The sequence below is a fragment of the Psychrobacter sp. AOP7-A1-24 genome, from assembly GCF_052376235.1.
Lineage (GTDB): Bacteria > Pseudomonadota > Gammaproteobacteria > Pseudomonadales > Moraxellaceae > Psychrobacter.
On the sequence record NZ_JBQSVM010000006.1, the window covers coordinates 19,483 to 39,494 of the forward strand.

Here is a 20,012-nt window from a genome sequence, read left to right on the forward strand (position 1 = left end):
AAAACACGGTAAGTATAAAACGCCATGAGCGTTATCAAAAATAAAGATTACTCAAATTATCACCCAAACGAAGGTAGCTCTAACTATGCCAAAACGTACCGACATAAAAAGCATTCTTATCATTGGCGCAGGCCCTATCGTCATCGGCCAAGCATGTGAGTTTGACTATTCAGGCGCACAGGCGTGTAAAGCACTAAAAGAAGAAGGCTACCGCGTCATCTTGGTCAACTCAAACCCTGCGACCATCATGACTGACCCCGTCATGGCGGATGCCACCTATATCGAGCCGATTACTTGGCAGACCGTTGAGCAAATCATTGCCAAAGAGCGTCCTGACGCAATCCTACCAACGATGGGCGGACAGACTGCACTAAACTGTGCGCTAGATTTAGACAAGCATGGCGTACTGACCAAATATAGCTGTGAGCTGATTGGCGCGACCAAAGACTCAATCGAGATGGCAGAAGATCGCGACTTATTTGACAAAGCGATGAAGCGTATCGGCCTTGAATGCCCGCGTGCTGAAACTGCTGAAACTATGGAAGAAGCCTTTGCTACTCAAGAAAAAATGGGCTATCCCTGTATCATTCGTCCATCATTCACCATGGGCGGTTCAGGTGGCGGTATCGCGTATAACCGCGATGAGTTCATTGAAATCTGTGAGCGCGGTTTTGACTTGTCTCCAAACCATCAATTGCTTATCGATGAGTCACTCATTGGTTGGAAAGAATATGAGATGGAAGTGGTTCGTGACAAAAACGACAACTGCATCATCATCTGTGCCATCGAAAACTTTGACCCAATGGGTGTGCATACAGGCGACTCAATCACTGTTGCACCAGCGCAGACTTTGACTGATAAAGAATATCAAATCATGCGTAACGCATCACTCGCGGTATTGCGTGAAATTGGTGTGGAAACGGGCGGATCAAACGTACAGTTCGGTATCAACCCTGATACCGGCCGTATGGTCGTCATTGAGATGAACCCACGTGTATCGCGCTCATCTGCCCTCGCTTCAAAAGCCACTGGTTTCCCGATTGCCAAAATCGCAGCAAAACTAGCGATTGGTTATACCTTAGATGAATTGCAAAATGACATCACAGGTGGCAAAACGCCAGCAAGCTTTGAGCCTGCGCTTGATTATGTCGTGACCAAGATACCTCGCTTTAACTTTGAAAAATTCCCACAAGCAGACAATATCTTATCGACTCAGATGAAGTCAGTTGGTGAAGTAATGGCAATTGGTCGTAACTTCCAAGAGTCTATGCAAAAAGCACTACGCGGTATGGAAACAGGCGCGGACGGATTTGATGAGCAGATTGATTTTGCTGCTATTAAAGACGGTAAGCTGAGTACTGAAAAAGCGCGTAGCGAAATTATCAACCGCCTAACCATTCCAACACCTGAGCGTATCTACTACGTCGCTGATGCGTTTCGCATTGGTATGAGCGTCGATGAGGTGTTTAACTTTACCAAAATTGACCCATGGTTCTTGGTACAGATCGAAGACATCGTTAAAACAGAAGCTACTGTTAAATCACTTGGCTTTGGTGGCTTGACTGAAAATAATTTGCGTAGCTTTAAACGTAAAGGGTTGTCAGATTTACGTCTTGCTAAATTGCTTGGTGTTTCCCAAAAGCAGCTACGCAAAAAGCGTTGGGATCTAAACGTCTATCCAGTCTATAAGCGTGTAGATACCTGTGCCGCTGAGTTTGCGACTAGCACGGCTTATATGTACTCAACGTACGATAGCGAGTGTGAAGCCAACCCAACAGACAAAAAGAAAATTATGGTTATCGGTGGCGGTCCTAACCGTATCGGCCAAGGTATCGAGTTTGATTACTGCTGTGTGCATGCAGCGCTTGCCATGCGTGAAGATGGTTACGAAACTATCATGGTCAACTGTAACCCTGAAACGGTTTCAACCGACTATGACACTTCTGACCGCTTGTACTTTGAGCCGATCACATTAGAAGACGTGCTAGAGATCGTCCGTATTGAAAACCCTGATGGCGTGATCGTACAGTTCGGTGGTCAAACGCCATTGAAACTTGCTCGTGCATTAGAGTCAGCAGGCGTTAAAATCATCGGCACCAGTCCAGACGCCATCGACCGTGCTGAAGACCGTGAGCGCTTCCAGCACATGATTCAACAGCTTAATTTAGTACAGCCGTCGAACGCATTAGCAACCAGCCTAGAAGATGGCTTGGTTAAAGCAAAAGACGTAGGCTACCCATTGGTTGTACGTCCATCTTATGTATTGGGTGGCCGTGCGATGGAAATCGTCTATAACGAAGATGAGCTAAGACATTACCTACGTACTGCGGTACAAGCGTCGAACGAAGCACCTGTCCTACTAGATCGCTTCTTAGATGATGCTATCGAAGTCGATGTAGACTGTGTCTGTGATGGCACTGATGTCGTCATTGGCGGTATCATGCAACATATCGAACAGGCTGGTGTCCACTCAGGTGACTCAGCATGCTCACTACCACCATACTCACTGTCTAAAGAGCTATGTGATGTGATGCGCGCGCAGACGATCGCCATGGCAAAAGAGCTAGGCGTTGTCGGTCTAATGAACGTACAGTTCGCCGTAAAAGGTGAAACCGTATATATCTTAGAAGTGAACCCACGTGCTGCACGTACAGTACCGTTTGTTTCTAAGTGTATCGGTACGTCGTTAGCGCAGGTTGCCGCTCGCTGCATGGCTGGTACTTCACTTAAAGACCAAAGCTTCACGACTGAAATTGTTCCAGCATTCTATGCGGTCAAAGAAGCGGTATTCCCATTCGCTAAGTTCCCGGGTGTTGACCCAATCTTAAGTCCTGAAATGAAATCAACAGGCGAAGTGATGGGCGTGGGCAAAACCTTTGGCGAAGCATTCTACAAAGCCATTATCGGTAGTAATGAGCGTCTGCCAGGTTTGCCAACTGAAGGCGAGACAAAAACTGTCTTTATCTCAGTTCGTGATAGTGACAAAGCCCAAATCGCTCCGATTGCTCGTCAGCTTGCAGACTTTGGCTTCAAGATTGTCTCGACCACTGGCACGCAAAAAATACTGAGCGACGCTGGTATCGAAAGTCAGCAAATCAACAAGGTTACTGAAGGTCGCCCGCATATCGTTGATGCCTTGAAAAATGGTAAAATCGACCTTATCATTAATACAACTGAAGGCAAGCAGGCACAAGAGGATTCGTTCTCTATTCGCCGTAGTGCGCTACAAGGCAAAGTATTCTACGTTACCACGTTAGGTGCTGCTGATGCAGTTTGCAAGTCTTATGCGATTGACTTACCGTTTGATGTCTATAAGTTACAAGATTTGCATGAGCAAGCAAAGTCTATTGACGTGGCTGAATAATTTCAGTAGATTAAGCATAACCGTTAGGCTTGCCTAGAAGCTCACTCAGCGTTGGTTGTTTGCTTTAAATATAGCCAACCATGCTTGAGGAACGATACCTTTACTGTGATAGACCTAAAAAGCATAGTGGCTAAATTGCGACTATGCTTTTTATTACGTAAGCTTAAGTGCGTCTATGCTTGAATTGAGGTGAAATACACTCATAAATGATAGCCAACTTATTTATTACATCGTCTTAATTATCACTCTTTTATATTTTATATCCATTGCAACAACACTGACACCATCTCATTATGAGGTGGTGTGGTGTTATTGGTTTAAGGAAAAAACATGCAACGTTACCCAATGACTCCGCAAGGACACGCAGCTTTAGAAGCCGAATTAAAACAGCTAAAAAGTGTCGACCGTCCACGCATCACAGCATCGATTGCTGAAGCACGCGAACATGGTGATTTGAAGGAAAATGCTGAATACCATGCTGCCCGTGAGCAACAGGGTTTTTGTGAAGCGCGTATTCGCGATATCGAAGCGAAACTTGGTGGCGCTCAAGTTATCGATCCTTCGACTCTACCACAAGAAGGCCGTATCGTATTTGGCGTTAGTGTCGTGATCGAAAACATGGACACTGAAGAAGAAAAACAGTACAAAATCGTTGGCGATGATGAAGCTGACTTTAAAGCTGGCAAAATCTCAGTCAACTCACCAATCGCTCGTGGCCTGATTGGCAAGTTCGAAGGCGACGAAGTACGCATCGAAACACCAAAGGGCATGGTTGAATACGAAGTTATGAAAGTGATCTACGGCTAATAGATAAACTGTGTTTTAATCTAAAAATTTAACGCCCTCAATTAGAAATATTTTGAGAAATGACCTTTAGACAATAGCTTTTATTGCAACGGTTGCGTTTGGCTACTTTGCCATTCAATTCCGCAGATAAAAGCTATAATACGCATGAATAGTATTTACACTATTTCGGTTACATAATGCTGCTTTTAACCATGATTTTTTTTGGCGCATAATTATTTGAGTTTGAGAGCACAACAGCTTCAATATTAAGTCTATTCAATAAGAAGTATTTAAGATTGAATAACTTTTATACGAGTTAGCACTGCTGCGCTTTCACTAAAAATAATGATGACCTGATCGCAAACATAGGCTAATATCAGCACGACTACCCTCGTTATTTGGCATATTTTTTGGTGTCATTTAGCGGGGGTTTTGTTTGTCTAAGCATTATCTACTGTTGTATTAATTACTGCTATTTTTGAGGAAATATTTATGATTACAAACGATGGTTTTCAAGCATCAACTGCTAAAACGACTATGGCAAAAAATGCAGCTATTTCTGCAATACTAACAGGTATTCTGTTAGCCGCCTCATCAGTCAATGCTGCCCCTGAGGTCACTATTGGTTCATCTAACAGCGGTAGCACTACCGTGGTCGAGCAATACTCTGATGGCAATACTGCTACTATTACGGCGACACCAAGCGGTATCACTATGCAAGACGGCATACCGTATGCGGTGACTCAGGTGACCACTGTCCCACGTTATGTCGTACATCAGTCTTCTGTTGTTCAAGGTATGGCGACCGTTACTAGCGTACCAGTGACCAATCGAACGACTAATCGCGTCACTAAAGTAGATGTGATTACCACGCCTGCCAGTAGCGTGGCACAAGTACTACCTGTTGCAACCAACGTCACCCCGCCAGTTATTATGCAACAGCCAGTGATCAATCAAGTAGCGACGAAAACAACTTTAGATACGTTGCAACTGTCCCCTACTTTTAGTACACCTGACGTAGTCAATGCCAACACTAAAGTCATGAAAATTCTAAAAAATGCTGATGGACGTGAAATTGCCGTTCCTGCCAATCATATTGCCTCAGGCGATGTGATCGAGTATCACACCACGTATACCAATACCACGGCACAGCCGGTCAATGACATCAACGCCATGATCTCACTACCGAGTGGTGTCCAACTGGCCTCGTTGAACAGTCCTCTACCAACGTTTGCCACCACCGACGGTAACAGCTATCAAACCATTCAACAAATTGGCAATACGGTGGCCATACAAGAAAGCTATTCTGGTCTGAGATGGAACTTAGCAAACCTTAATGCCAATGGAAGTCAAACCGTAGTAATACGTGTCAAGGTACAATAAAGCTGAGATTGCTGCGTATTATAATTCGATAGTTATTAGTATATGTGAAAGGTTTTGTGGACTAGCTATCTAGTCAGCAAGACCTTTTTTAAAAATAGCTCACTGATTATGATATAAATAAATGTGTGTTGATTTAAAATGCACCTCGTACTGATATTGGTTAAAACATTTTATTACGCATATTTATACCACTAAGGAAGATGAATAATGAGCATCCTATCTCTTAGAATACTTTTATTCATCCTTATTCTTATCGGCATATTTGTTGTATTTAAAGCGATAAAATGGTTTAAGAATGCATTCAATGGCGTTAAATTATTGATGCTGCCGTACAATGATAACCTAGGCCACTTCACTGTTACAAAATCAGGCGTCTATGCAATCTGGCACAAAGGCCCTCTTTTCAAAAAAACGCCACTACCTCAGTTTAGACCACATATCCGCAATACCGCTACTGATAAAGAAATTAAGCTTAATCGCTCAATACTGTCTCCGCGCTCAAACAATTTTGATACTGGAAGAGTTGAACTTTTTACTTTTAAGGCGGAAGCGGGTCGTTACGAATTGAAACTGGTACCAGGGTCAAGTACCTCAAGATTTCAAGCAATGATAGGAGGCGCCATACCGTTAGCAGATATTGATTTAAACCACTACTCTATTGAGATTCAAAAAAGCCAAGCACAGATATTCACGATACTATCCATTCCTCTCTTATTGCTTGGTATTGCAAGTATTGTTGGCGGATTGGTGGTTGGATTATTGGCTGAAAAAATCTTTATATAAATTCAAATCATATCCAAAGATACAGACTCTCGTGACGACAACCGTTGTCGCATATCGTTTAAAATTCACCTATAAATACAATGACTTAGCGATAATTTTGGTAAAATAATTCTTCATCTATTAATTGGTAAAAGGCGACTTATGGCAAACATCAATTATGAAAGATTACAGGGCAAACTCAATATTCTGGCTGATGCTGCCAAGTATGATGTCTCTTGCTCATCCTCCGCTGGTACTCGTAAAAACCAAGGCGGCGGACTAGGCGATGCTTCAGCGACAGGTATCTGTCACAGCTATACCGAAGATGGCCGATGTGTCAGCCTGTTAAAGATTCTTTTGACCAATCACTGCATTTACGACTGTGCTTATTGCACCTCACGTAAAAGCAATGAGACACCGCGTGCCGCGTTTAGTGTCGAAGAAGTCGTCGATTTAACCATGCAGTTTTATCGCCGTAACTATATCGAAGGGCTATTTCTCAGCTCTGGTATCTTTAAAAGTGGTGACTATACCATGGAGCGACTGGTCGAAGTCGCCAAACTCTTACGTACGCGCGAGCGATTCAATGGTTATATCCATCTAAAGACTATACCAGGTGCATCAAAAGAGCTGCTGCTAGAAGCAGGACTGTATGCGGATCGTTTGAGCGTCAATATCGAGATTCCGACTAAATCAGGGTTGGCTTTACTTGCACCAGAAAAATCACATGAGCAATTAAAAGCGCCAATGGAAACGGTAAAAGAAGAAATCATCACTATTCGTGAGAGCCGCAAGACTCATAAAAAAGTGCCTAAGTTCACGCCAGCAGGTCAGACTAGCCAAATGATCGTTGGTGCCAGTAACGAGACTGATTTGCAGGTGATTCAGTTATCGAGTCACTTCTACAAAAAGTATGATCTCAAGCGTGTTTACTACTCAGGTTATGTGCCGATGCTTTCCGATAATCGTCTGCCAGCGATTGGCACACCTGTACCGATGGTGCGAGAGAATCGTCTGTATCAGGCGGATTGGTTAATGCGCTTTTATGGTTTTGGCGCGCATGAGATTGTAGAGCCAGAGTCGCCGTTTTTAGATTTAGACTGTGATCCAAAGCTTGCTTGGGCGATACGCCATCGTGAGCATTTCCCAGTTAACATTCAGACAGCGACTTATGAGATGATTGTGCGTATTCCTGGTATCGGTACAAAGACTGCTAAGAAAATTGTGAAAGCGCGTAAATTCAATCAATTGACGCTATACCATCTCAAAAAAATGGGCGCTGCGGTCAACCGTGCCAAATACTTTATCGCAACCACTGGCAAAAACGAACACCTTGCTCATTTAACGCGCGATAATTTCCGTCAGTACGTATTGGCTCAAACGCAGACTAAGTTTAACGATCAGCGTAGCGGGCAATTGGCTTTATTTTAGAGTTGCTCTAGGTAATGTACGTTAGAGAAATCGCTATCTCGCTACTGTAGTTATGCTAGAAATATAGGATAAAACATGTCAGCACTTATACAAAATAACTCTTACGCTGTCGGTCAGTTAACGCCTAGTATTATACTGTATGAGCCTAGCTTTGAAGGTTGGCTGAGTGCGGTATTTCATGTCTATGCCAACCGCCTACAAAATGACATATCACTGAAGCTAACCGCTCAAGATTGCTATAGGCCTTCACTCATTGCTCAAGCAACCAGCGTAGCAACTGATGAAGACAAAGCCGAGCGCGTCCTCACAAAACTGAATAAGCTACTAGGACGCTCAGGTATGCGAAATATCTTATGGGGATTTTTATCAGAGAAAGAGGATATCGGTACGACGTTATTCCGCGTGGTCAAATACGCTATCGACTACCCTAACCGCCACATCATGCAAGATCTTGGTAATTTAAATGTTCTCGAACTAATACAAACAGTCAAATCTGTTGGCCGTGAAAAACATCGCATGGAGGCGTTTGTACGTTTTGAGCATACCACTGACGATATTTATTTTGCACGTGTAGAGCCTGACTTTAATGTGCTGCCACTGATTGGAGAGCATTTTCGCCAGCGTTATCAAGATCAGCATTGGGCAATCTATGATATCAGTCGTGGATTTGGCATTTATTATGATAAAAGTAATAGTACGTTGTCACGACCAGCAAAGCTGCAAACCATCACCGATCTCGATGATGCAGTCTTGCGCAATCCTGCCAGCATCCATAGTGAGAACGAACAACGCTATCAAAAATTTTGGCAAGGGTACTTTACCAACGTCAATATCAAAGAACGCAAAAACCCTAAACTACATAAGCAATACTTGCCACAGCGCTACTGGAAGTACTTGAGTGAAAAGCAAATGCTGCCCAATGCTGAACATTTACAAAAACGGCGTTAGTGGTTTTTAGTATTCGTTAATCTATGTCTTACACTTATATATTCTAAAACCATGCCTATCTGACCTCATCTTTTTATCTTGGTGGTTGAGTTTTAGTCGCTTTTCACTGACAATAGCAAATTGATATTACTAACTGGTGACCAACGCTATTATGAAAGTTATGCGCTTACTGTCGTCTCTAAAGCATGATGAATCCGAGCGCGGCATTTTTCATCTTGGGCGGGCATTGGTCAAAAATGAGCATACTTCTATTATTGTCTCGAGTGCCGATGAAGACAATGATTTGGTTAGACGTCTCAAGCGTGATGGCAATATATACCATCAACTGCATGTGAATAAAAAGTCTTGGCTAGCATTGCTACAAGTTTCTGCACTGCGACATTTGATAGAAAAGCACGAACCTGATGTCATCCATATACACTCGCGTACACCTGCATGGATACTGCATTTGGCACTGCGCCGAGCACGCATCAGACGGTTTCCCAAACTGGTCTCGACCATGTATGGTTTTTATCCTATTAATAAGTACTCTCAAGCCTTGCTCAACGTTGATACGATAATCACTGTATCTGATAGTGTCACTCAATACCTAAGAAAAGGACTGCGCATCGAGGACCTAGAGGACGTAGACCCTAAAGTCATCACGCGTATTTATCGCGGCATCGATACTCGGCGCTACCCTTATCGTCATAATCCTTCCGTCTATTGGCTACGCCATACCTTCGCTGAGTATCCTGAGCTTGAGCACAAAAAATGGCTAGTATTTCCAACTGTCATCGGTAATGAGTATGGACAAGAGTGGCTCATTGATATCTTGGGCAACCTGCAAGAACAGTTCCCCAATATTCATGTCATTATTATGGATGAAGACTATAAAGATGGTGATGTCGCTCATGAAGACTTTCGCCAACGTACCAACAGCTTAGGACTTGCTGAACGCATTACTTATGTAGGTAGCAAACGTAATGACATGCGGGAATGGCTATCGGCGGCCAATATTGTGATGGCACTTGCCAATGAGCCAGAGTCAATCGGTATCAACGCCCTACAAGCCATACATCTAGGTACGCCAGTTATTGGTTGGGATCAAGCAGCCTTTAGCGAGATTTTACAACCGCTCTATCCACAAGGGCTGGTCAAAAAATACAATGCCAATGCGCTCTGTAAAGCCGTTAGAAATCAGCTGGAGAGTGTGACTCGCCCTGAAATGACCAATAAATTTACCATGCGAGAGATGATTGATAAGACGCTTGAGGTATATGAAGGTTTACATAAGGCAGCACTAGCGGAAGAACAAGCGGAGGCAGATGCAATCGCAGTGCAAAGAATTAAAAAAAGCCTCAAGAAAGCGGCCAAACCTGCCCTGAATGTCGCGGTCAAAAATATTGAACCTGTTGCTAAAAATCCAAAAATAAAACTGACGAAAGAAAAACCGAGAAAAGCAGATACTACAACAGATTGAACGCAAAAAAGGCTACTTTCAACGCTGAAAGTAGCCTTTATTAAAATGACCTTTTAAATATTGAGTGTTGATGAGCACTCAAACCAGTAAGCCAGTTTAGTAAGTCGCTGGGGTGTGCGCGCTGATAATGCGAGTGATGGCATTAGTTGGGTTAATAAAAGTATGAGGCAGACAGGTTTTAATCACGTAGCTATCGCCTTCATTTAACAGGTAAGTAGTATCATCAATACGAATGATAATCTTGCCTTCGATCACGGTACCTATCTCCTCACCTTCATGAGAAATCCTATCTTCAGTCGAACTATTCGGCTGGTAAACCTCTATCAAAAACCCTAAATTCTTGATCGGACTACCATTAAATACTTGTTTGATAGAGACTCGACTGTTTGGCTCACTAATTTCTACCAGATCTTTTGGCGTAACAACTACTCTGTCTTTACGTTCTTTCCACTCGTCACTAAAAAAAGTATTTAGGTCAGAATCGAGCACTTTCAATATCGCTTTTAGCGTATTGACAGCAGGGCTAACCTTATTACGCTCGATAGCACTGATGGAGGTATTGGTCAATCCTGCTAATCTCGCCAATTTACGCTGCGAGAAACCTTTGGTAAGTCGCAATTGATTGATCTTTTTACCAATATTTTCTTCAGGCTTTTCTAACTCTTGAGTATCTTCAAGCATATCCTGCTCTTCAGTAGAACACGCTTCTTCATCGTTGATGTCATCATCGATACTGGTATTAGTATCGACGTTGTTATCAGGATTTTGTTTGACTGGCATAATGAATAAATTCCGTAAATAAAAATTTGGAAAAACCATCTTTGGCATAATTTAGTTCAGGATGCCATTGTACACCAATCATAAACGGATGTTTTGCTAAGCTGATTGCCTCTACCAGTCCATCACGTGCGACTGCCTCAACAAATAACCCCTCACCCACTTTATTAATTGCTTGCTTATGTAACGAGTTGACATGCCACTCTTCACCAAATGCTGCAAGCTTTCCTTCAGGCTGGATAAGAACATCATGTACTGGCTGATATTGTACTTCGAGCGGTTGCGTATTGTCCTCTAGATGCTGCTCATAAAACCCTTCTATTTCACGCCAATCTGGGTACAGTGTTCCCGCAAAATGCACGTTCATCTCTTGTAAGCCACGGCACACTGCTAATAAAGGTGTGCCAGACTTGTCTGAATAATCCAATAGCTTAAAGCTCAGCTCATCACGATTCAAATCTTGCTTTTCTTCTACGTGTGTCGCGCCATAACGTGTCGGCGCAACATTGCTATAACTTCCTGTCAATAATATACCATCTACTAGCGACATCAATGTCTCAAAGTTTGCGTCATCAGCAGCGGTGTAAGGTAGCAATATTGGGTTCCCACCATAGTGTTGTATGGCATCGATATATTTTTGATATACCGCTTGTGCTGGTTGACCATCAACCATCTTATGGCATGACACGATAGCGATAATTGGCTTAGTAGTAGACATATTCTTTCCCTAGATATGATATCCGAACCTATATGTCCAGATGGTGTAAGTATTTACTTAACCAAAATTTAGCACAATATCTCATTAAATGTAAACTATAAACTTCACCAACAATTATTTAAGTCATTATGAGTTATATAAATTACTTTTAGATAAATAAAAATAAATATTGACAACTATAAACTTCATCCATATATTAAAAGACATATTTATGACACAAAACAATTTCTATACATTGTGCACATTAACAGATAGCTTTCTGAAATTCGCTAAGCACTGAATACTAAGTATTTAATATTGTTAGTTAAATTATAAAAGCCAACCAAAATCGTTTGAAACTGACAGGGATAGAAGAGATGACAACGAATAGTGAAACTATAAGTACGGCAACAAATAATACCGAGTATGTTTATATTGCGGCGGGTGATATCAACGGGTTACTTCGCGGTAAACGCATCCCATATAATCAAATGGAAAAAGCACAAAGTGGCGATATTCGATTACCACTATCTATTTTAGGTGTCGATATTTGGGGTGCTGATGTCATTGAATCTTCTCAGTGTAATGGCGATATCGATGCCATTGCTCGCCCTACTGGTCGTGCTGCTTCTCCGCTTCTAAATACCAGTGCACCATCATCTCTGCTACCTGTTTGGCTCTATACCGAAGACAATGAGCCTTACTACGGTGATGCTCGCCACGTTCTGAACTTTATTAGCAACAAATTCAAAGCGCTTGGTTTGACACCTGTCATGGCAACCGAGCTTGAGTTTTATTTGGTTGACTATACTGAGGGAGAGACACCCAAACCACCTATCCGTCCTAAGAGCGGCCTGAGACTGAACAAAACCTCTATTCTTAGTATCAATGATTTATTACAATTTGATGAGTTTTTAGACGAAGTCTATGCTCAGTGTGAGAAACTCGATATTCCTGTTGATGCGGCATTGGCAGAAAACGGCTGTGGTCAGTTTGAGATCAACTTATTGCATGTCGATGATCCACTAAAAGCCGCTGACGATGCGATACTATTCAAACAAGTGGTCAAAGCAGTCGCTGCTCGTCGCAAGCTCACTGCCACTTTTATGGCCAAACCTTTTGGTCTACAGTCTGGTAATGGCTTTCATGTACATTGCAGCTTGCTAGATAAAGATGGCAATAATATCTTTGACGATGGTTCAGATGAAGGCTCGGATATGCTACGTCATGCCGTCGCTGGTCTACTAAAGACTATGTCAGACTGCACATTACTTTTTGCACCACACGTCAACTCTTATCGCCGCTTTGCACCAGGTACACTAGCACCAAATAATGTGTCATGGGGTTATGAAAACCGTACAGCAGCGGTACGTATTCCAGGTGGAGATTCAAGAGCACGCCGTATCGAACACCGCGTTTCAGGTGCCGATGCCAACCCTTACTTAGTCTGTAGTGCGGTACTAGCAGGCATGTTGTATGGTATCGAAAACAAACTAGAAGCCCCAGATCCAATCAATAGTATTACTTATAATGATGAAGACCTTAAAACCTTGCCATTAGATTGGTTATCAGCCATTCGTCAATTTGAAAACAGCGACGTCATTGATGCACTATTCCCAAGCGAGATGATTGAACTTCTGATTGCCGTTAAAAAGCAAGAAGCCATGCGCTTTGCTCAGCAAGTCACCAATCTTGAATACCTCACCTATTTACAGGATGTCTAATATGTCAAATAGCAAGCCGTCTAACAACACGCGCAATATTCCACACTACTCAGACAATGGGCAATATCCTGATAGCTATTATGCTGCCAGTCGCAATCCTAAACCAGATAGACCGAAGCTAGAGAATGACATTCATGTTGAGATTTGCGTAGTAGGTGGTGGCTATAGTGGCTTATCAACGGCGCTGCATCTTATGGAAACAGATCACGAAGTGGTCGTACTTGAGGGCGCACAGATCGGTTGGGGTGCATCAGGTCGCAATGGTGGTCAGATTGTCAATGGTCTAAATGCCAGCTTGGAAAAAATCAAAAGCTCTTATGGTCAAGAAAATGCCGATTTTGTCGGTCAGCTTGTGACTCGCGGTGGCAAAATCATTCGCCGATTGATCAAAGACTACGATATCAGCTGTGATCTGAAAGAAAAAAACATCTTTGCCGCCTTAAACAACGGGCAGTTAAGAGACCTACAAAAAACGCATGCACTGTGGGAAAGCCATGGTATGCACGACCGTGAAATGCTCGACAAATACGGCATGCAAGAGCACATCAAATCAGATGCGTATGTGGGCGGCGTTATCGATCATTCAGGTGGACACTTTCATCCACTAAACCTTGCGCTTGGTGAAGCAGCTGCCATTGAATCACGTGGCGGTACTATTTACGAAAACACCTTAGTCGTTGATGTTGAATATGCTGATGACCATATCAAGGTCATTACTGAGTTTGGTACGGTCACTTGTAAACAAGCCGTTATGTGCGGTAATGCGTACTTAAACAAAGTCATTCCTAAACTGACTGATCGAGTTATGCCAGTATCAACGCAAATTATTGCCACCGAACCATTGGGTGATTTGGCCGATCAGCTGCTCCCTACTGATGTTTGTGTTGAAGATGTCCGCTATATCCTTGACTACTATCGTCTGTCAGCAGACAAGCGCATGTTGTTTGGCGGCGGTACGGTCTACGGCGGTCAAGATCCCTCTGATATCACCGCCAAAATCAGACCCAACATGAATAAAATCTTCCCAGAGCTGCGTGATGTAAAAATTGACTATGCATGGAGCGGTAACTTTGCGCTGTCTTTTTCACGTGTGCCGCAAATGGGCAAGCTACATGATCGAGTATATTTTGCCCATGGGTATAGTGGTCACGGTGTGACAGGCTCGCATCTGTTTGGACAGATACTGGCTGATGCTATCAATGGCAACACAAAAGAGTTTGATACATTTACGAAAATTCCTTGGATTCCTTTCCCTGGTGGTCGCGCACTACGAGTGCCCTACTCTATGATGGGGTCATGGTGGTACGCGCTAAAGGACAAGACTGGCATGTAAACACATGATCAACCTTGCATAAAAGCGGACGATATACTCAACGCTTTTCTCATAAAAACTACTGTTGCACTGATCTATCACAGTAATGGATTGCTGTGATAGGAAGCTTGATAGAAAGTTGTTTCGCTACTCTCTATCGAGCATCAACCACAAAATAGAGTTTGTTTTAAAAAATTATGTTCTATAGGGAGTGTAAACATGAACATGAAACTCAATGATGCTGTCGAAGGGCACTATCATAATAAGCGAGTCTTTCTCACCGTAGTAGTAGCCGCTGTTATTTATCTAGCCTTTGCTTGGCTTTCTATGAGTCGCGGCCCAGATGAATCTTGGGGTGCTTTGTCCTTATTACCCACCTTATTAGTATTAGTCACCGCTATCATCTCTAGGCGTCCTTTTGAATCTATGATCGCAGGCTGCGTCGCTGGCCTCGTTATGCTCAACCCATTCGATTTAGTTTCCCCTTTCGCAGATAATATCTCAGCTGTACTCGGTAACGAAACCATTATTTGGATCGTACTCGTTTGTGGTCTCATGGGTGGTCTTATCCAGCTCCTTGAAATCAGTGGATGCTTAAATGGTTTTAGTGAATGGCTACAAAAAATCATCAAGTCGCGTCGTCAGTCGTTATTGGCTACTTTTGCGTTGGGCGTTGTGGTATTTATTGATGATTACTTGAACTGCTTGGCGGTATCTACTTCCGTTAAAAAGCTCACTGACGTCTATAATGTCTCTCGCGAAAAGCTCGCCTATATTGTCGATTCAACCGCCGCTCCTATGTGTATCATCGTGCCTATCTCGACTTGGGCAGTTTACTTTGCAGGTCTACTAGAAGAAAATGGCGTAGCGGCAGATGGCGGCGGTATCGGACTTTATATCAGCGCTATTCCTTACATGGCCTATGCATGGTTTGCGCTACTCATCGTATTTTTAGTGGCTTACGGTATTCTAGGCGACTGGGGACCAATGAAACGAGCTGAAAAACGCGCCAAAGCTGGCAACCCTGTTCCAGAGGCTTTCGTCGATGAGCAGTTAGTGTCAAATGTTAAAGCCAAACGCACGTTATCGTTCAAAGCCAATATCGCTAATTTTGCTTTTCCAATGATTCTGTTGATTGTCTCGACCATCTACTTTGAAGTTGACCTGTTACGCGGTGCACTATTAACCTGTTTTGTGACGGTTGTTATCTATTGGATGCAAGGTATCTTAAGCTTTGAGACACAAATGGAGTCTATCTTTAAAGGCTTTAAAGTCATGCTCTATCCTCTCTCGACCGTTATTGGTGGTTTCTTTTTGAAAGCCATTAACGACGAGCTTGGTATGACGATGTATGTCATTGACGCTATCTCACCGCACATGACGGTCATTATCTTCCCTGCGATTATTTTCGCTGTGATGGCTTTCTTAACTTTTGCGACCGCATCAAGCTGGGGTCTGTACGTGTTGGCGATGCCGATTGTATTCCCAATATCACTCGCCCTTGGCGTAAGCACACCACTTATGATTGGCGCCTTGTTATCGGCTTCATCGTTCGGTAGTCATGCGTGCTTCTTTAGTGACTCATCATTGCTTGCCGCGCAAGGTGCTGGCTGCTCTCCTATGCAGCATGCCTTTACCCAATTCCCTTATGCATTGTTAGGAGCAGTACTAACTGTCTTCACTTTCTTAGGATTGGGTTATATGATGGCTTAAGCGTATAAACTTGTCTAAAATTAGCTTAACTATGGTTAAACTATACACTAACGAATGATGAGAAATTGTTCGTTAGAAAATACAAATCACCATTTACCTATAGTATTACCTATCGATCAATAAAAGGATTTAAATCATGCGAAACGTTACTGTGGCAACTACTCAGATGACATGCAGTTGGGATATCCAGCAAAACATTGCAACCGCGACTGACTTGGTAAAAAAAGCGGCCAATGATGGTGCCAATATTATTTTGCTACAAGAGTTGTTTGAGACGCCCTACTTTTGCCAAGTTCATGATTTTGACTATTTCAAACTGGCGACCTCAGTTGAAGATAATGCCGCTATCAATCACTTTAAAAAACTGGCAAAAGAGTTAGAAGTGGTATTACCCATTAGTTTCTATGAAAAATCAGGTAATACCTTTTTTAATAGCATCACTGTCATCGATGCCGATGGTGAGATATTGGGCACTTATCGCAAAACGCATATCCCAGATGGCATTCCTTATGCCGAAAAATTCTACTTTACCCCTGGCGATACAGGGTTCAAAGTTTGGCAAACCAAGTACGCTAAGATTGGCGTGGGTATCTGCTGGGATCAGTGGTTCCCTGAATGCGCTCGTAGCATGGCATTGATGGGTGCCGAGTTGCTGTTTTACCCGACTGCTATTGGCGATGAGCCAACGCTTGGCATCGATTCAAAAGGCCATTGGCAGCGCTGTATGCAAGGCCATTCTGCAGCCAACCTGATGCCAGTCATTGCAGCCAATCGCATTGGCACTGAAACTATCAGTCAACATGGCAATGACAGCACGATGCAGTTCTATGGTAGCTCGTTCATTACCGACGGTCGCGGGGAGATTATAAAGGAAGCGTCAGCAGATACGAGTGAAGTAATGAGTATGACCTTTGACTTAGATCAACTGGCTATCGAACGTCAGGAATGGGGCGTGTTCCGTGATCGTCGTCCATCAATGTATGGCACGCTGCTCACTCACGGTTAACTCGATTTCCGTTTCTTTAGTTTACTCTCATTATTTTTATAGTCGCTCGTGTACGATAAGGTGATTTTATGTCTATATTACTGACAGACTCAACCCCGCAGCAAGATGGTTTTTATATGCCAGCAGAGTTTGAGCCAATACAAAAAGTCTGGATGGTCTGGCCATACCGTGCTGATAACTGGCGACAACAAGCTGTCCCTGCAAAAAAAGCTTATGCTGATGTAGCATTGGCGATTAACAAGTTTTGTGCAGTTGGCGTGCTGGTCAATCCTGACGACTATCAGCAGTGCCGCGATAGCTTACCTGATGATATCGACGTTATCTCTATGCCTAGCAATGATGCGTGGGCGCGTGATACCGTTCCGTCATTTTTAATCAATGATGCAGGTGAGCTACGTGCTTGTGATTGGACATTCAATGCATGGGGCGGAGACTATGATGGCCTCTATTCACCATGGGATGACGATGATAAGCTCGCAGAACGACTGTGTGAGCAGCTAGATATTCCGCGTTATCGAACGGATAACTTCGTTATGGAAGGTGGCGCGTTTCATGTCGATGGTGAAGGCACGGTTCTGACCACGCGTATGTGTCTGCTAAGTCCGGGGCGCAATCCACATCTGAACGAGCAGCAGATTGAGGACAAATTAAAAGCTTATCTCAATGTTCAAAAAGTGCTTTGGGTTGATGATGGTATTGACCCTGATGAAACTACAGGTCACATTGACGATATTGCCTGCTTTGCACGCCCGGGTGAAGTGGTTTGCTTGTTCACTGATGATCCTGAAAATCCGTTTTATGAAGCAACGCAAAAAGCCTATAAGCAGCTCTCAAATATGACCGATGCAAAAGGCAGACCTCTAAAAGTCCATAAGCTTTGCTGCACCCAGCAGCCAGTAACCTTGCCTGACGATTACGACATTGTCCAATCTGATGATGCCAAACCACGTCTGACAGGTGATGTCTGTATTGCCTCATATGCCAATTTTTTGATTTGTAATGACGCGGTCATCGTGCCGCAATATGATGATATAAATGATGCACTCGCCATCGAACAGCTTGAAAAAGTCTTTCCTCAACATCAGGTAGTGGGAGTACGAACAAGAGAGATTGTATTTGGTGGCGGTAATATTCACTGTATTACGCAGCAGCAACCAAAACCATCAGTCAAAAGTAACAATTAAAATTATTAAGTAAAAGTGCCTGTATAAAAAGATAGACCCAAATGGACGATAAACTCAATAATATTTTAAAATAAAGGACACAATATGAGCGACTATCAGGTTAGTAACCCAGCCACTGGCGAAGTAGAAGCCACTTACCCTACTGCCACTGAACAAGATATCCAACAGGTCATTGAGCAAGCCGACAGCGCTTATCAAGATTGGCGTCACATCTCATTAGATGAGCGCAGTGCACTACTGCATAAAATCGCTGATATCTATCTTGAGCGTCAAGATGAGCTATCACGCATCGTCGCTAATGAGATGGGCAAGCCCGTTGCACAGGCAAAAGGTGAAATCGGTCTGGTTGCTGATATTTTTCGCTACTATGCAGACAACGCTGAGCAACTGCTAGCACCTAGTACTATTGACGTCGATAGCGGATCAGCATCGGTAGAAAAGCATCCTGTAGGCGCGCTTTTAGGCATCATGCCGTGGAACTATCCACATTACCAAGTCGCCCGTTTTGTCGCGCCAAACTTTATGGCGGGTAACACGATTATCTTAAAACACGCACCGCAGTGTCCAAAAACCGCAGAAATTATCGTCGATATCTTTAAAGATGCTGGCGTACCTAAAGGTGTCTATAACAATATCTTTGCGACCAACGAGCAATCAGCGACCATCATCAACGACGCACGCGTTCAAGGTGTCTCATTAACAGGTTCTGAACGTGCTGGTCAAGCTGTGGCAAAAGAAGCTGGCGGCGCACTCAAAAAAGTCGTTCTAGAATTGGGTGGTTCAGATGCTTTCATCGTCGCAGCCGATGCCGATATCGAGCAAGCGATACAAGGCGCTATCTCTGGTCGTTTCGGTAATACAGGACAAGCTTGTAACGCAGCCAAGCGTTTGATCGTTATCGAATCGGTCTATGATAAATTTGTTGAAGGCTTTACCAATGCAGTCAGCAACATGACTTTGGCTGACCCGCTCAAAGAAGATACGTTCATTGGCCCAATGTCATCAAAAGCTGCTGCGGTCAATTTGCAGTCACAGTTAGATAGCGCTATCCAAGCAGGGGCAACGGTATTGGTAGAAGGTGGCATGGAGAAAGACAAGCCTGGTGCTTGGTTTAAGCCTGCGGTACTGACAGATGTGACTGAATCAATGGACGTATATCGTGAGGAGCTGTTTGGTCCTGTGGCAGTCGTCTACAAAGCAAATGACATCGAGCATGCTATCAAGATCGCCAACGATGTTCCTTTTGGTCTAGGTGCGTCTATCCAAACGCAAGATGCAGCGCTGGCTGCTGAAATTGCTGACAAATTAGAAGTGGGCATGGTTACTATTAACGCGCCTTCTGGTTCTGAGGCTAATACGCCATTTGGCGGTGTTAAACGTTCAGGTTTTGGCCGTGAACTTGGTACCCTTGGTATCACCGAGTTCTTAAACTATAAGCTTATCCGTGATAAGTCTTAATAGAT

At 43.4% G+C, this 20,012-nt stretch carries 15 protein-coding genes; 13 read left to right on the top strand and 2 right to left on the bottom strand.

Features of this window, described 5'->3' with window-relative positions; genetic code table 11:
• The first annotated feature begins 85 nt into the window (after positions 1-85).
• The 7 genes from carB (at position 86) to ACT3QQ_RS03550 (ending at position 10,136) form a co-directional block, all read left to right on the top strand.
• The gene (gene carB, locus ACT3QQ_RS03520; protein ID WP_444523502.1) at positions 86-3,364 is read left to right on the top strand and encodes a carbamoyl-phosphate synthase large subunit; all 3,279 of its coding nucleotides are present in this window, start codon (positions 86-88) and stop codon (positions 3,362-3,364) included.
• 330 nt (positions 3,365-3,694) lie between these two features.
• Positions 3,695-4,171 (top strand): transcription elongation factor GreA, encoded by a 477-nt coding sequence (gene greA, locus ACT3QQ_RS03525; RefSeq protein ID WP_444526938.1) that lies wholly within the window; start codon positions 3,695-3,697, stop codon positions 4,169-4,171.
• A gap of 471 nt (positions 4,172-4,642) precedes the next feature.
• Positions 4,643-5,533, top strand: a complete 891-nt coding sequence (locus tag ACT3QQ_RS03530; RefSeq protein WP_444526939.1) for a hypothetical protein — start codon at positions 4,643-4,645, stop codon at positions 5,531-5,533.
• 207 nt (positions 5,534-5,740) lie between these two features.
• Positions 5,741-6,316 carry a hypothetical protein gene (locus ACT3QQ_RS03535; protein WP_444526940.1) on the top strand — a complete coding sequence of 192 codons (576 nt, stop codon included), beginning with the start codon at positions 5,741-5,743 and terminating at the stop codon, positions 6,314-6,316.
• A gap of 141 nt (positions 6,317-6,457) precedes the next feature.
• A complete protein-coding gene (locus tag ACT3QQ_RS03540; protein ID WP_444526941.1) occupies positions 6,458-7,726 on the top strand; it encodes a putative DNA modification/repair radical SAM protein in 1,269 nt (422 codons plus the stop codon).
• 75 nt (positions 7,727-7,801) lie between these two features.
• Complete coding sequence (locus ACT3QQ_RS03545; protein WP_444526942.1) at positions 7,802-8,674, top strand: TIGR03915 family putative DNA repair protein; 873 nt, start codon at positions 7,802-7,804, stop codon at positions 8,672-8,674.
• A 151-nt stretch (positions 8,675-8,825) separates the two neighbouring features.
• Positions 8,826-10,136, top strand: coding sequence for a glycosyltransferase family 4 protein (locus tag ACT3QQ_RS03550; RefSeq protein WP_444526943.1), 1,311 nt, complete (start codon positions 8,826-8,828; stop codon positions 10,134-10,136).
• 96 nt (positions 10,137-10,232) lie between these two features.
• Here the strand turns inward: ACT3QQ_RS03550 and ACT3QQ_RS03555 are convergent, their stop codons facing one another.
• Both ACT3QQ_RS03555 and ACT3QQ_RS03560 read right to left on the bottom strand, forming a co-directional pair.
• Positions 10,233-10,916 carry a cupin domain-containing protein gene (locus ACT3QQ_RS03555; protein WP_444526944.1) on the bottom strand — a complete coding sequence of 228 codons (684 nt, stop codon included), beginning with the start codon at positions 10,914-10,916 and terminating at the stop codon, positions 10,233-10,235.
• Positions 10,894-11,631, bottom strand: coding sequence for a gamma-glutamyl-gamma-aminobutyrate hydrolase family protein (locus tag ACT3QQ_RS03560; protein ID WP_444526945.1), 738 nt, complete (start codon positions 11,629-11,631; stop codon positions 10,894-10,896). The genes ACT3QQ_RS03555 and ACT3QQ_RS03560 overlap by 23 nt, the downstream gene beginning before the upstream one ends.
• Positions 11,632-11,987: 356 nt before the next feature.
• On the opposite strand from ACT3QQ_RS03560, the gene ACT3QQ_RS03565 reads away from it, so the two are divergent.
• The 6 genes from ACT3QQ_RS03565 to ACT3QQ_RS03590 all read left to right on the top strand — a co-directional run bounded on the left by ACT3QQ_RS03565 (position 11,988) and on the right by ACT3QQ_RS03590 (position 20,007).
• On the top strand, positions 11,988-13,334 hold the full coding sequence (locus ACT3QQ_RS03565) for a glutamine synthetase family protein (RefSeq protein ID WP_444526946.1): 1,347 nt from the start codon (positions 11,988-11,990) through the stop codon (positions 13,332-13,334).
• Between the two features lies 1 nt (position 13,335).
• Complete coding sequence (locus ACT3QQ_RS03570; RefSeq protein ID WP_444523028.1) at positions 13,336-14,667, top strand: NAD(P)/FAD-dependent oxidoreductase; 1,332 nt, start codon at positions 13,336-13,338, stop codon at positions 14,665-14,667.
• 198 nt (positions 14,668-14,865) lie between these two features.
• Positions 14,866-16,359: a Na+/H+ antiporter NhaC family protein gene (locus ACT3QQ_RS03575; RefSeq protein ID WP_444521686.1), complete on the top strand. Its 1,494-nt coding sequence runs from the start codon at positions 14,866-14,868 to the stop codon at positions 16,357-16,359.
• A 136-nt stretch (positions 16,360-16,495) separates the two neighbouring features.
• Positions 16,496-17,365, top strand: coding sequence for an N-carbamoylputrescine amidase (gene aguB, locus ACT3QQ_RS03580; protein ID WP_444526947.1), 870 nt, complete (start codon positions 16,496-16,498; stop codon positions 17,363-17,365).
• A 68-nt stretch (positions 17,366-17,433) separates the two neighbouring features.
• Positions 17,434-18,549 (top strand): agmatine deiminase, encoded by a 1,116-nt coding sequence (gene aguA, locus ACT3QQ_RS03585; RefSeq protein WP_444526948.1) that lies wholly within the window; start codon positions 17,434-17,436, stop codon positions 18,547-18,549.
• Between the two features lie 84 nt (positions 18,550-18,633).
• A complete protein-coding gene (locus tag ACT3QQ_RS03590) occupies positions 18,634-20,007 on the top strand; it encodes an NAD-dependent succinate-semialdehyde dehydrogenase (protein WP_444526949.1) in 1,374 nt (457 codons plus the stop codon).
• The last annotated feature ends 5 nt before the right edge of the window (positions 20,008-20,012 follow it).

What these genes read in the sequence shown, in the direction of transcription:
- ACT3QQ_RS03560 (WP_444526945.1), bottom strand. Translation starts at nt 11,631, where the DNA reads ATGTCTACTACTAAGCCAATTATCGCTATCGTGTCATGCCATAAGATG.
- ACT3QQ_RS03540 (WP_444526941.1), top strand. Translation starts at nt 6,458, where the DNA reads ATGGCAAACATCAATTATGAAAGATTACAGGGCAAACTCAATATTCTG.
- ACT3QQ_RS03535 (WP_444526940.1), top strand. Translation starts at nt 5,741, where the DNA reads ATGAGCATCCTATCTCTTAGAATACTTTTATTCATCCTTATTCTTATC.
- ACT3QQ_RS03575 (WP_444521686.1), top strand. Translation starts at nt 14,866, where the DNA reads ATGAACATGAAACTCAATGATGCTGTCGAAGGGCACTATCATAATAAG.
- greA (WP_444526938.1), top strand. Translation starts at nt 3,695, where the DNA reads ATGCAACGTTACCCAATGACTCCGCAAGGACACGCAGCTTTAGAAGCC.
- aguB (WP_444526947.1), top strand. Translation starts at nt 16,496, where the DNA reads ATGCGAAACGTTACTGTGGCAACTACTCAGATGACATGCAGTTGGGAT.
- ACT3QQ_RS03565 (WP_444526946.1), top strand. Translation starts at nt 11,988, where the DNA reads ATGACAACGAATAGTGAAACTATAAGTACGGCAACAAATAATACCGAG.
- ACT3QQ_RS03550 (WP_444526943.1), top strand. Translation starts at nt 8,826, where the DNA reads ATGAAAGTTATGCGCTTACTGTCGTCTCTAAAGCATGATGAATCCGAG.
- aguA (WP_444526948.1), top strand. Translation starts at nt 17,434, where the DNA reads ATGTCTATATTACTGACAGACTCAACCCCGCAGCAAGATGGTTTTTAT.
- ACT3QQ_RS03590 (WP_444526949.1), top strand. Translation starts at nt 18,634, where the DNA reads ATGAGCGACTATCAGGTTAGTAACCCAGCCACTGGCGAAGTAGAAGCC.
- ACT3QQ_RS03530 (WP_444526939.1), top strand. Translation starts at nt 4,643, where the DNA reads ATGATTACAAACGATGGTTTTCAAGCATCAACTGCTAAAACGACTATG.
- ACT3QQ_RS03545 (WP_444526942.1), top strand. Translation starts at nt 7,802, where the DNA reads ATGTCAGCACTTATACAAAATAACTCTTACGCTGTCGGTCAGTTAACG.
- ACT3QQ_RS03555 (WP_444526944.1), bottom strand. Translation starts at nt 10,916, where the DNA reads ATGCCAGTCAAACAAAATCCTGATAACAACGTCGATACTAATACCAGT.
- carB (WP_444523502.1), top strand. Translation starts at nt 86, where the DNA reads ATGCCAAAACGTACCGACATAAAAAGCATTCTTATCATTGGCGCAGGC.
- ACT3QQ_RS03570 (WP_444523028.1), top strand. Translation starts at nt 13,336, where the DNA reads ATGTCAAATAGCAAGCCGTCTAACAACACGCGCAATATTCCACACTAC.